This window comes from Paraburkholderia sp. HD33-4, assembly GCF_021390635.1.
Classification (GTDB): domain Bacteria; phylum Pseudomonadota; class Gammaproteobacteria; order Burkholderiales; family Burkholderiaceae; genus Paraburkholderia.
In genome coordinates this window covers 1,342,132-1,354,297 of record NZ_JAJEJS010000002.1, presented here as the reverse complement: position 1 = coordinate 1,354,297, position 12,166 = coordinate 1,342,132, and the positions used below count along the sequence as shown (strand labels likewise).

Below are 12,166 nucleotides of genomic sequence, written 5' to 3'. Positions count from 1 at the left end.
CCGGCCCCCGGTTGGCCGGCCCATCCGATTGTAGAGGCTCCGTGCGCGTGAGACGATCTTATCGCGTCGGAGTTTCAGCTTTTTGCGCCGTTTTTTTTGGCGCTTCTAGTGGCACAGGACGTGCAGGCGTGAGGAATGCGCGGAACGCAAAAAAACCCACGGCCTCGTGAGCCGTGGGTCCGGGAACCTCGATGAACGCTTGATGGAGCGTCCTGTCGGGTCTGTTACCGTTTCGCGACCGGCTTCGCTTCGCGCAGCGTCTCACCGATGAACAGCTGACGCGGACGGCCGATCTTCTGCTCGGGATCGGCGATCATTTCGTTCCACTGCGCGATCCAGCCGACCGTACGCGCCATCGCGAAGATACACGTGAACATCGACGTCGGAATGCCCAGCGCGCGCTGCACGATGCCCGAGTAGAAGTCGACGTTCGGGTACAGCTTGCGCGACACGAAGTATTCGTCTTCGAGCGCGATCTTTTCCAGCGCCATTGCGAGCTTGAACAGCGGGTCGTCATGCAGGCCCAGTTCTTCGAGCACTTCGTGGCAGGTTTCGCGCATCAGCTTCGCGCGCGGATCGTAGTTCTTGTACACGCGGTGGCCAAAGCCCATCAGCTTCACGCCCGAATTCTTGTCCTTCACCTTCGCGATGAAGTCGGGGATGTTGTCGACCGAGCCGATTTCTTCCAGCATGTTCAGCGCGGCTTCGTTCGCGCCGCCGTGCGCCGGGCCCCACAAACACGCGATACCCGCCGCGATGCACGCGAACGGATTCGCGCCCGACGAACCGGCGAGACGCACGGTCGACGTCGACGCGTTCTGCTCGTGGTCCGCGTGCAGGATCAGGATGCGGTCGAGCGCGCGCACCAGCACGTCGTTGACCTGGTACTCCTCGGCCGGGTTCGCGAACATCATGCGCATGAAGTTCGCGCTGTACGACAGATCGTTCTTCGGATAGACGAACGGTTGACCGACGCTGTACTTGTACGCCATCGCGACCAGCGTGGGCAGCTTCGCGATCATGCGGATCGCCGACACGTCGCGATGCTGCTGGTTCGTGATGTCGAGCGAGTCGTGATAGAACGCGGACAGCGCGCCGACCGCCGCGACCAGAATCGCCATCGGGTGCGCGTCGCGACGGAAGCCGCGGAAGAAGAAGTGCATCTGCTCGTGCACCATCGTGTGCTGCGTGACGGTGTTCTCGAACTCTTCTTTCTGCTGCGCGTTCGGTAGCTCGCCCTTCAGCAGCAGGTAGCAGGTTTCGAGGAAGTCGGCGTTCTGCGCGAGGTTGTCGATCGGATAGCCGCGGTACAGCAGTTCGCCCTTGTCGCCGTCGATATACGTGATTTCGGAGTTGCACGCCGCCGTCGACATAAAGCCGGGATCGTATGTGAATTTGCCGGTCTGGCCGTACAGCTTGCGGATGTCGATGACGTCGGGGCCCAGCGAGCCCTGATAGATCGGCAGATCGATGGTCTGGTCGCTGTCGGAGAAGCTCAGCGTTGCGTGTGACTTCGAGTTCATCTACATCTTCCTTTTGCTTGATACCGCACAAGTGCCGGCATGCAACGCAGTCGTACCGCGAGACGCGATAAAGGCGCTCTCGAAGAGGTACGGGCATGCCCAGGCTCCGCTGCGCATTCTACGGCTCGACGTGTCGTTGATTGCGTCGATTGCTCGCAACAGACCATCTCCGTGTGCGCAACATTCGTTGTCGCCACGCGGCGCGTGCATTCGCGAGCGATGCGCATGCGTGCATCGCGAAGCCGCTGAAAGTTGCACGAAAGTCGGAACACCAATAGCAACAATGTTTTGCTGCCAGCACACTGCGTCGGCCTCGATCCATCTGCGATACTCGATCCGTGCATTGATGCTTGCGGCCCGCGATTCGAAGCGGGCTTTTTTGATCACACCGAAAAGCAGGACGAATACAAATGAATGCCTCTCTCGAAACGCTGTTTCCGGATCATGTCCATACCGAAAGCCACACGGTCACCGCGCTCAATCATCAGGACATCGTCGTCGCATTGTCGGCGGCGCTGAAGACGCAGGACGTCGCGGTGCTGCACATGCTCTATCCGCGCACCGACGCGCGCACGCATCGCAGTCTCGACACGCTCGTCGACGTGCTGCACGGACACGGCCTGCATGAAGTCGCGGATCTGATCGCGCAGGAAGCGCACTATCTGCTGTTCAAGGACCCGGTAAAGGCGTGGAAGGTGTTCCACGAAATCCGCAACGACTCGCTCGCGATCGGGGTGCATCTGTACTATCACGGGCTCGTCGGCGAAGCGGCCGAACGCGCGCTCGACAAGGACGCGCACCGCAAGTCCTGATGCAGTCAACGGGAGATCGGCGGCGGCGCGCGCAGGCCGATTGCCCTCGAGATTCGCCGCACTGCTTCAGAGCGCGCTCATCGCCTGAATGAATTCATCGACGTAGCGATTGAATGCGGACGGATGCGCAAGGTTCATACCGTGCGACGCACCGCGTACCGTTTCGCGGCGCGCATCCGGCAGCCATCGCTGCAACGCGCTCACCGTGCGGTGGAACATGTCGGGACTCTTTTCGCCATCGATCAGCAGCACCGGGCAGCGCAGGTCGGCCGCGTCCTCGGGCACGTAGGCGGGCAGCGGATCGCGGAATTGCCGCGCGAGCGTGTGCGCGTTGTCGGTTGCCATGCGGCGAAAGCCGGGAGTGCTCATCGCCCAGAAGCCGGGGCGGCTCACCGAGTCGACGAACAGTTGCAAGCCTGCGTCGACCTCGCCGCGTTCGATCAGCTCGGCCGCTTTCGCACGCAATGCGTTGACCGTCTCCGGCAGGCTCGCAGGCGGACGTCCGGCGATCTGCAACGGGCCACCGGGATCGGCGAGCGTCAGTGTGCGCACGTGCTCGGAATGGCGTCGCGCGAAATGATAGGCGACGCAGCCGCCGCGCGAATGCCCGACCACATGCGCGGGCCCCGCGCCGAAACGGGCTATGAACTCCGCCACTTCGTCCGCGTGATCGCTCCAGCTGAACGGATGGTCCGCCGCGCTATCGGTTACCGGCCAGTAATGCGTGAGACTGACCGCGACGCAGCGATAGCGCTTCGACAGGCCGGCCAGTTGCGGCTGCCAGTAGCGGTAGTCGCACAACGAGCCGTGCACGAACAGCAGCAATTCGCCGCCGCCGGCCTCGACGTAAGGCATGCGCAAGCCGCTGCGTAGTTCGATGAAGGATGGCGATGCCGACAGGGACGAAGCGGAAGCGGATTGATTCACGGGTGATCTACGGACAGCGCGGCATCGGCACGCGAATGCGCACGCAGCCGGCAACAGGCGTTGGGAAAATGGGACGCGATGCCTATTGTCACATAAGCGTCAGCGACGCGTCGGGCCGTCGCCTGATCAGCGCTCCGACCCAATGCGAATCCGGCGCACCCTGACGGATGACCAATCGCTGAGCCACCACGCGCCCGAGCACAGACCCGAATACGGGCCTGAGTGCAGGCCCGAGCACCCGCCCCTGCTCACTCGCCCCCGGCTTCCTCGACCAAACCCGCCGCGGCCGCCGCGCCCGCGCCTCGCACCGCGCAGGTCAGCGGTTCGTCGGCGACGTGCACGTCGAGCCCGGTTTCCTCGCTCAAGCGCCGCCCCAGATTGCTGAGCAGCGCGCCGCCACCGGTCAGCACGATGCCGGTGTGCGCGATGTCCGTCAGGAGTTCGGCGGGCGCCATTTCGAGCCCGCGCTTGACCGCGCCGATCACCTGCCGCAACGGCCCTTCGATCGCCTCGGAGATATCGTGATTGCTCAACTGCACGGTGCGCGGCAGGCCGTCGTCGACGCTGCGGCCGGTCGCGTTCATCTGCGCGAGCGGCACGTCGTGCACGGCCGAGCCGATGTTTCGCTTGACGTACTCGGCGGTCTGCTCGCCGAGCAGCACGCCGTACAGATTGCGCACGTAGCTGATGATCGCCGCATCGAAATTGTCGCCGCCGACGCGCACCGAGCCGCTATACGCGGTGCCGCCCAGCGCGATCACGCCGACCTCGGTGGTGCCGCCGCCGATGTCGACCACCATCGAGCCGGTCGCGTCGCGCACCGGCAGGCCCGCGCCGAGCGCGGACGCAAACGATTCACCGATCAGGTTGACTTTCCACGCGCCGGCCGCCTCGGCCGCCTCCCGGATCGCGCGGCGCTCGACGTGGGTCGCCGCGGCCGGCACGCACAGCGTGAATGCCGCGCGCCAGCTGAATAGCGAGCGCGGCCGCGCCATGTCGACGAATTGCTTGATCATGTGTTCGGCGGCAGAGAAGTTGGCGATCACGCCGTGGCGCATCGGCCGCACCGCTTCGAGATTCAGCGGCACCCGGCCGAGTAGCTGGCGCGCCTCGGCGCCGATCGCTGCGATCCGTTTCGCCCCGCTCGCGGGCTGCTTCTCGAAGCACACGACGGACGGCTGGTTCAGCACGATGCCGCCGTCGTCGGTATAGATGAGAGTGTTGGCCGTGCCGAGATCCATCGCCACGGAATGGCGGAACAGTCGCTCAAAGAGCGGGTAATGCGGCGTCGGTCTGGCCATAAGAAGGCTCTGATGTGTCGTTATCCGCCGTCTCGGGCGGTCTGGAAATGCGCCCCCGGTACCCCGAAACCGCGCGATACGCCCGGCTGGGCGTTGCGCTTCCCGCGCGGCGGGGGTGATTTTCAAGCTATTGCCCGTATGACGGCAAGCCAATCAGAATCTTTAGGGCCACTTTCTAGAGGGGTTGTATCAATCGCGCGACAGCCCGCCCAGTGCGCGTTCCAGCGCGTCACGGCCGAGCGCGACGCCGTCGGCGTTGATCGTGTGGCCGACGCCGGGCAGCATGTAGGCGTCGACCGGATAGCCGGCGGCTTGGAAAGCGTCGGCCGCGGCTTCGAGTTCACGCACCGGGATCACGTCGTCGTCCTCGCCGTGCACCAGCGTGAGCGGCGTCGCGTGGTTCGACGACACGATCGGCGAGGCGAGCCGCCCCGAATACGCGACCACGCCCGCCGCGCCCTCCACGCTCGACGCGACGTGATGCAGCGCCATGATCGAACCTTGCGAGAAGCCGACCAATGCAAGGCGATCGAAAGACAACCGCCAATGCGCGAGTTCGGCATCGAGCACGCGGCGCAGCGCCGGATAGGCGGCGGCGACGCGCGCTTCGCGGTTCGCCTCGTCGACGTCGCGCAGGCTGAACCACTGGCGACCGCCGAAGCCGCCGTCGAACGGATCGGTGCCGTCCAGCGACACGAAGGCCGTGCCGGGCAGGTGCTCGCTCCAGATGTCGGCGAGCGGCATCAGATCGCGCGCGTTGCTGCCGACGCCGTGCATCAGCACGACGAGGCTCGTCGCGGGCGCGTCGTTCGACGTACCCTGCGATGCGTGTTGCGGCGCGCGCCGCCAGCCGTGTTCGAATTGCTGCCAGCTCATGGTGGTGTCCTTTTTTCCGTGGGATTGGGTTCGCGGGTCTGGCTGTCGTGATTCAGCCTCAGCCGCGAGCATACGCCGCGGGCCGCGTTCGCGTCGTCGGGAGCCGCATCGGCCACGGCCGCGGCCGTGGTCGGCGCCGGCCAGCGATTGCGGGTATGCTTTTGCCGATCGATGGACCCGCCGCCGCGGTGCTCTGTCCGAGGCACCCTGCGCCGACCCTGCATGGCGAACCGCGCGCCCTCGCCGTCCGTCCGCAGGCCGTCCGCGCTGTGCGCCGCAAAACGTCCGGAGAAACCCGTTTGAGCCAGCCCAACGCCGCGCCTGATTCCGCGTCGCCGCCGCCTCAGCCACCCGCGCCACCGCCGCCCCCCGCACCTCTCGAAGGCGGCCGGCTGGTTCTCGCGACGATCGCGGTTGCGCTCGCCACGTTCATGAACGTGCTCGACACGTCGATCGCGAACGTGGCGATTCCGACCATCGCGGGCAACCTCGGCGTCTCGGTCGACGAAGGCACGTGGGTGATCACCGTGTTCGCAGCCTCCAACGCGGTGGCGATTCCGCTGACCGGCTGGCTTACGCAGCGCTTCGGCCAGGTGAAGCTGTTCGTCGGCGCGATCCTGTCGTTCACGCTCGCGTCATGGCTGTGCGGCGTCGCGCCGACGCTGCCGATCCTGCTGCTCGCGCGCGTATTTCAGGGCGCGGTGGCCGGCCCGCTGATTCCGTTGTCGCAGGCGATCCTGCTCGGCTCGTATCCGAAAGAGAAATCGTCGACCGCGCTCGCGCTGTGGGCGATGACCGCCACCGTCGGCCCGATCGCGGGCCCGGCGCTCGGCGGCTGGATCACCGATAGCTACAGCTGGTCGTGGATCTTCTACATCAACATCCCGGTCGGCCTGTTCGCGGCCGGCGTCACCTGGATGATCTACCGCACCCGCGAATCGCCGACGCGCAAGCCGCCGATCGACGTGGTCGGCCTCGGCCTGCTGATCACGTGGGTCGCGTCGCTGCAGATCATGCTCGACAAGGGCAAGGACCTCGACTGGTTTGCGTCGCCGGTGATTGCGATTCTCGGCCTCGTCGCGCTGGTCAGCTTTGCGTTTTTCCTCGTCTGGGAGCTGACCGAGGAGCATCCGATCGTCGATCTGCGACTCTTTCAGCAGCGCAATTTTCTCGGCGGCACGATCGCGATTTCGGTCGCGTACGGGGTGTTCTTCGGCAACCTCGTGCTGCTGCCGCAATGGATGCAGGAGTATCTGAACTACCGCTCGGTCGACGCCGGCCTCGTCACCGCGCCGCTCGGCATCTTCGCGATCATCCTTGCGCCGATCCTCGGCCGCGTGCTGCCGCACTCGGACGCGCGCGTGATCGCGACGGTCGCGTTCGTCGGCTTCGCAATCGTGTTCTACATGCGCTCGAAGTACGTGATCGAAATCGACACGTGGCATCTCGTGCTGCCGACGCTGCTGCAAGGCATTCCGATGGCGCTGTTCTTCGTACCGCTGACGGCGATCATCCTGTCCGGCCAGCCGCAAAGCCGGATTCCGGCGGCGGCGGGTCTGTCGAATTTCGTGCGCGTGTTCTGCGGCGCGGTGGGCACGTCGATCGCGGGTACCGCTTGGAACAGCCGCACGATTCTGCATCACGTACGGCTCACCGAGCAGGCGTCGGTCAACAACCCGTTGTTCGCGCAGCAGATCGACAACACGCAGTCCGTGCTGCATCTGAATCCGCAATCGGCGAATGCGCTGTTCGATTTCACCGTGAACACGCAGGCCGCGATGATGGGCCTGAACGACATCTTCTTCGTGTCGGCGATCATCTTCGTGCTGATCATTCCGCTGATCTGGATCACGCGGCCGGGCAAGGGCGGCGGTGGACCGGATGCGGCTGGCGCGCATTGAGGCGGATTGGTTTGTTTGCGCGCGACGGCGACGCTCGCGCGGTGATCGCGCGGTGATCGCGCGGTGATCGCGCGGTGGTCGCGCGGTGGTCGCGGGGTGATCGCGAAGCGGCCTCAGCGGAAATAGCGCGCCGGGGTGTCGCCGAACGCATCGCGAAACACCGCGATAAACGACGACACGTCGTTGTAGCCGACTTCGAGCGCCACCTGGGTGACGCTTTCGCCGGCGCCGAGATGTTCGAGCGCGGCCAGCAGACGCAACTGCTGGCGCCATTGACCGAAGGTCTGCCCCGTTTCCTTCGCGAACAGACGCGCGGCCGTGCGCGCGGTCACGCCGGCAGCCGCGGCGAGTTCCTCGAGCACCAGCGATTGCGCGGGATTCGCGCTGAGCGCCTCGGCGATGCGCTGCGCGCGCGGATCGCCCGGCCAGTTCAGGCCGAGCGGTGCGGCCGGCAAGCCGGCGACGCGATCCAGCAGCACCTGCAGCAGACGGCGGGCGGGTTCATCGGGTGGTTGGTCGAGCGGCAGAACGGCCGCGGCCCCGAGCAGCGCCTGCACGAGTGTGTCGGGGATCAGCGCACCGGTTTGCGTGGGCAGCGGCGCGGCATCGGCGGCGGCATCCAATGCGGAATCGGTCGCGATGTAGAGCGAATACAACCGCACGGGCCGCGTCGCGTGCAGGCAGTGCAGCGTGTTCGCGGCGATCCACAGCGCGCGGGCGGGCGGCACGACCCAGCGGCCCGACGCCGTGCGCACGGTCAGCACGCCTTCGGTGACGTGAATCAGTCGCGCGCGCCGATATGCGCGCCACGGCTCGTCCAGCGCCGCATGGCGCTCGCCGACCACGAAGACCGCTTGCTCGATGCCGTCCGGATCGAAGGCTTCCGTCATGGTGTCTGCTCTGACGCGGGACGTCCGCGAAGGGAGCAAGATTAGCACGCGCGCGTGGCTCGACAGCGGGCCGATCTCATCGGTTCCGGCAACCGTGAGCGCGGCCCCGCCCGACGGCTGGCCTACCCTGCCCGCCTCAGCAGTTCCGCCAGCACAGTCCGATACGAGGTCGTCCCGACCACCCGCTCGTTCGCCCCGTCCTCGAAATCGATCCACCCCGAGTTGAAACCGTCGAGCATCTCGATACGCGGCGCGGGCCACTCGGTGCCTTGTGCCTGAAACTGCGCTTCCCACTGCTCGCGTGGCACCGTCCGCGCTTCGACCGGCCGCCCGAGCAGCTCGGCGAGCAGCGCGGCGATCTCGCGCTGCGTATAGCGCTGCGGTCCCTCGATCTCGATCACGCGCCGCCCCTGCCACGACTGCGTGAGCGCCTGCGCGACCACGCCGCCGATATCGGCGGTCGCGACCATCGGAAACGCCCGCTCGAGCGGCTGCAGATAGCTCGGCATCACGCCGGAGGCGCGGGCCGGTGCGATGTCCCACAGTGAGTTCTCCATGAACCAGGCGGGCCGCAGAATCGCCGTTGGAATCGTCAGATCGGCGAGCGCCTGTTCAAGAATATGCACCTGCGTGATGAGGCCGAGCCCCGTTTCGCGCTGCCCGCCCACCGACGACAACGCCGCGACCCGTCCCGGCCGCGCCTTCGACAACGCTTCCTTCAGCACCGCGGCCGCCGCATGCGCGTTCGGATAGCCGGGCTGCGGCGCGAAGTTCGGCGCGATCATCACGAACACGCCGGCCGTATCGCGAAACGCGGCGGTGAGCGCGATCGCATCGTCGAACGACGCGATCGCCACGTCGGCGCCGCGCTCGCGCCACGGTGGCACCTTGCTTTCGTCGCGCAGCACGGCGCGCACTGCGTGGCCCGCGTCGAGTAGCGCTCGTGCCGCCGCGCCGCCCACCTGCCCTGACACACCGGTAATTGCAAACATCATCTTCTCCTTGATTACGGCGGATGCCGTGTTGGGAGGCATTCTCGGTGTGGCGCGGCGATTCCGCGATGGCACGAGTGTTACTTGTTTAGTGACTCGATGTCATCAAATCTTCTGTCGACGCATGGTTTATCGCTATGAAGACACATCAAAGTCTGCGGGGAAAATTGATTGGAAGGCCGCTATCACCGTTGGGGGCTCAAGCATAAGACAGGGGCACGGTTCGAGGCAGCAACTGAGATTTCTGAGACAGCATTGATTTCGGCTCCGCAAAGTCTGCGGGATCGCCCACCAACAACGTTTCTGAGAGCGACAACAAAAAGTGCCACATCGAATTCGTGCTGCGCCGCATTAAATGGGGACGCAGCATTGCGAATCGGGTATGGAAGCCGAAACGTAGTTCATGGATTTTCACCCGCGCAGCCGCGTGCGTTGTTGCGGATGGGATTGAGTGCAGGTGGGGGCCGGCGCCTACCATGCCACCCCCTGTCAGATTCGATGCACGCTACTGGCGCAGCCTCCGACGTCCGCGCCACGACGTTCAAGAAAAGCGCAACGTGCCGGTTGCACGGCGGCTCGAGGGGTTGCGCGGAATGGCGTGGAGCGTTGCCGCCGTCATCTACACGCGAAAGACCGCGTCATGGTTGAGCGGGCCGGCGGTTCGCAACCTGGCAAGCGGTAACAGAGCAGAGATCCCGGACAATGGTCGTTCCCGGGCCAACAGCAAGATCTTTCATCAGTACCTTCGCGGTGAGCGTGCGCCTACACGTGGACCGCGGGGAAAGTGAGGCTTCGATCTGATGGGTGCCGTGCACTCCCTGCCGGGCGGCGCCATGGCGCGCCTCTATCTCGAATCGCCGTTGTGGGATCTGCTTGATCGGAACGTGTCCCTCGACCGTGCGAAGTCGATCCTCTTTTTGACCAATCAGCATCAGCCGTGTATGCCGCTGCGTGGCTACATCAGCGCGTGGGCGCAGTACCGGATTGCCATCGCGAAAAGTTAGCCTCCCTCGCAGCAGCAGCGCTGGGCGGACAGGCTCCTTCAGTTGCACAGGATCCTGCGAGACTTCGATCCGGTCTTCGACCACCTGTTCGAGCCGCTGATGCACTATCTGGCGACGCACGAACCACAAATCGGGATCGAATAGCGCCGGCAATCACCGTTGCCGAAGTCCGCGTATGGACGCCGAGTCATGGAAGCTGCCAGGCGCGCCCGGCAAGTTGATCACAGTTTTGACGATGGCGTTTGGCGGTTCCTGCTCTCCGGTCGCCTCCCGGACCGCCGCTTCCTGCGAAAGTACCGCCACAGGTGGACCAACTTCATGCTGCACGACGGAACTATTAATAGATGCGCGGCGGACCTCCGTGCGGAGGAACCATCCAGATTTGTAGCCCCGCTACGAACCGGATTCTGCGGTATCGCGGAAGCCTGCGTCGCGTGCTGCGCCAATGTACCCCCGGCTGCGACGCCGCGTTGTCGGCGCATCTTCGTCGCCGAATTGCCCGAGACCGACCTGCCGACCCTCACCGGGCAGGCAGTCGACAGCCAAAGCAACCGCGGCGTGCAGCTCATGCTGCTGGCGCTGCCGCCACACGGACATTGAAGGAAGATGTGCGATAGCGCATCAATGCGCACCAACGCTCAAGGGAACATTGCCCCGCACCCTCTTGATCCCGATGGCAGATCGGCGCTGCACGTTCTGTCGAGATTCCTTTCTGTTCCTGCATTTTTTCACCTAATCTGTGAAGGTCTCCAGGGGACCGAGTCATGTTAAACGTCAGTGTCAGGTCACAGCTGCAGACGTATCTGCGAAACGTCCGCAGACCTGTCGAACTGGTCGTGTCACGGGACGCTCCTCAGGAATCGCCCGAGATGCTGACGCTATTGAACGAAATCGCGTCGTTGACTGGTCTCGTGACGGTAATCGAGGAACAGCAAAACGACGGGCGCCAGCCATCATTTTCAATCAGGCAGGCGGGAGCAAAACCCGGCATCCGGTTTGCCGCCACTCCAACAGGGCCTGAATTTTCGTCCCTTGTCCTCGCAATACTCCAGGTGGGAGGACATCCCGTAATAGCCGACCGTGAGACCATTGAACAGGTTCGAACGCTGGAACGTGACTATTATTTCGAGACCTATATCTCGCTATCTTGTGCATGTTGTGTGGACGTGGTGCAAGCGCTGAACATGATGACGGTGATCAATCCAAGGATTCGCAACACTACGATCGATGGAGGGCTTTTTCAAAGTGAGCTGTCGGCGCGCGATATTAGCGTTGTGCCAACGATGTACATGAACGGCGAGCTATTCGGCGAGGGGCGCAGGAGCTTTGAGGAGCTCGGCGCGAGGCTTTGCGACATTGAAATGAGCATGAGAGCGGCACTGCACGCAGCGGGCAAGCCGCGGCACTAATTTGGTTGAGGCGGTGCCGGGCAGCCCGAAAAATCAGGGCTCCCTCGGTGGCGTTATGTGAAACGCTGGTCCTCACGCGTGGACGTCAGCCGACCGTGTCGAGCTGCAGTCGGCCACAAGCTGCCGCCCACATGCGCCGTCGGTTGGACATTCAGGCGTCGGCTCTACCCCGCAACGGGCCATCGGGTTGTTAAATTAAAGACGAACGCACCTTCATCGGCCACAGCTGACATTGGGCCGGGCTGAGTTCTACGTCAGCGATAAGGCGGCGGATCGCTGACGGTCGTGGCACCGACCAGCCGAACGACAGCTTCCTCGATCGGCGAACTCACACTCCCGACCCACATGTGCCCTTCGACCCGACGCGTTCGCTACGGCAGCCTCCAAAGTGGAACAGCCATTCGAGCAGCCGTCTTGGCCGGGAAGTTCTCGGCCCAGCCTTGCTGCCGTTTGGATTGCTGAACTGACGAAGAACGGATTGAGCCGGTGGCTACTTGCTAAGATCCGAAATTCCGCAAGCCGGACGCACCA

11 protein-coding genes are annotated in these 12,166 nt (G+C 64.4%); 4 read left to right on the top strand and 7 right to left on the bottom strand.

The annotated features are described in order from the left end of the window. Window positions 1-224 precede the first annotated feature (224 nt). Window positions 225-1,523, bottom strand: coding sequence for a citrate synthase (gltA, locus tag L0U84_RS26060; RefSeq protein ID WP_233853977.1), 1,299 nt, complete (start codon window positions 1,521-1,523; stop codon window positions 225-227). 410 nt (window positions 1,524-1,933) lie between these two features. Here gltA and L0U84_RS26055 point away from each other — a divergent pair, with 410 nt between their 5' ends. Further along, entirely contained in the window at window positions 1,934-2,335 is a 402-nt protein-coding gene (locus L0U84_RS26055) for a hypothetical protein (RefSeq protein ID WP_233853975.1), read from the top strand. Window positions 2,336-2,401: 66 nt separating this feature from the next. Here L0U84_RS26055 and L0U84_RS26050 read toward each other — a convergent pair whose 3' ends face one another. From L0U84_RS26050 to L0U84_RS26040, 3 genes are all read right to left on the bottom strand, one after another. Next, window positions 2,402-3,190 (bottom strand): alpha/beta fold hydrolase, encoded by a 789-nt coding sequence (locus L0U84_RS26050; protein WP_233856811.1) that lies wholly within the window; start codon window positions 3,188-3,190, stop codon window positions 2,402-2,404. A 320-nt stretch (window positions 3,191-3,510) separates the two neighbouring features. Beyond that, entirely contained in the window at window positions 3,511-4,563 is a 1,053-nt protein-coding gene (locus tag L0U84_RS26045; protein ID WP_233853974.1) for a rod shape-determining protein, read from the bottom strand. Window positions 4,564-4,752: 189 nt separating this feature from the next. Beyond that, window positions 4,753-5,439 carry an alpha/beta hydrolase gene (locus L0U84_RS26040; protein ID WP_233853972.1) on the bottom strand — a complete coding sequence of 229 codons (687 nt, stop codon included), beginning with the start codon at window positions 5,437-5,439 and terminating at the stop codon, window positions 4,753-4,755. Between the two features lie 299 nt (window positions 5,440-5,738). Between L0U84_RS26040 and L0U84_RS26035 the strand changes: the two genes are divergently transcribed. Continuing rightward, the gene (locus L0U84_RS26035) at window positions 5,739-7,340 is read left to right on the top strand and encodes a DHA2 family efflux MFS transporter permease subunit (RefSeq protein ID WP_233853963.1); all 1,602 of its coding nucleotides are present in this window, start codon (window positions 5,739-5,741) and stop codon (window positions 7,338-7,340) included. Window positions 7,341-7,453: 113 nt separating this feature from the next. On the opposite strand, the gene L0U84_RS26030 is transcribed toward L0U84_RS26035, so the two are convergent. The 3 genes from L0U84_RS26030 to L0U84_RS26020 form a co-directional block, all read right to left on the bottom strand. Continuing rightward, the gene (locus L0U84_RS26030; RefSeq protein ID WP_233853961.1) at window positions 7,454-8,230 is read right to left on the bottom strand and encodes an AraC family transcriptional regulator; all 777 of its coding nucleotides are present in this window, start codon (window positions 8,228-8,230) and stop codon (window positions 7,454-7,456) included. 122 nt (window positions 8,231-8,352) lie between these two features. Then, window positions 8,353-9,222 (bottom strand): NmrA family NAD(P)-binding protein, encoded by an 870-nt coding sequence (locus L0U84_RS26025; protein WP_233853958.1) that lies wholly within the window; start codon window positions 9,220-9,222, stop codon window positions 8,353-8,355. Between the two features lie 638 nt (window positions 9,223-9,860). Then, entirely contained in the window at window positions 9,861-10,379 is a 519-nt protein-coding gene (locus tag L0U84_RS26020) for a hypothetical protein (protein WP_233853950.1), read from the bottom strand. Window positions 10,380-10,415: 36 nt separating this feature from the next. On the opposite strand from L0U84_RS26020, the gene L0U84_RS26015 reads away from it, so the two are divergent. Further along, a complete protein-coding gene (locus L0U84_RS26015) occupies window positions 10,416-10,826 on the top strand; it encodes a hypothetical protein (protein ID WP_233853949.1) in 411 nt (136 codons plus the stop codon). 269 nt (window positions 10,827-11,095) lie between these two features. Further along, on the top strand, window positions 11,096-11,635 hold the full coding sequence (locus L0U84_RS26010; RefSeq protein WP_233853948.1) for an alkyl hydroperoxide reductase: 540 nt from the start codon (window positions 11,096-11,098) through the stop codon (window positions 11,633-11,635). Window positions 11,636-12,166: the final 531 nt, after the last annotated feature.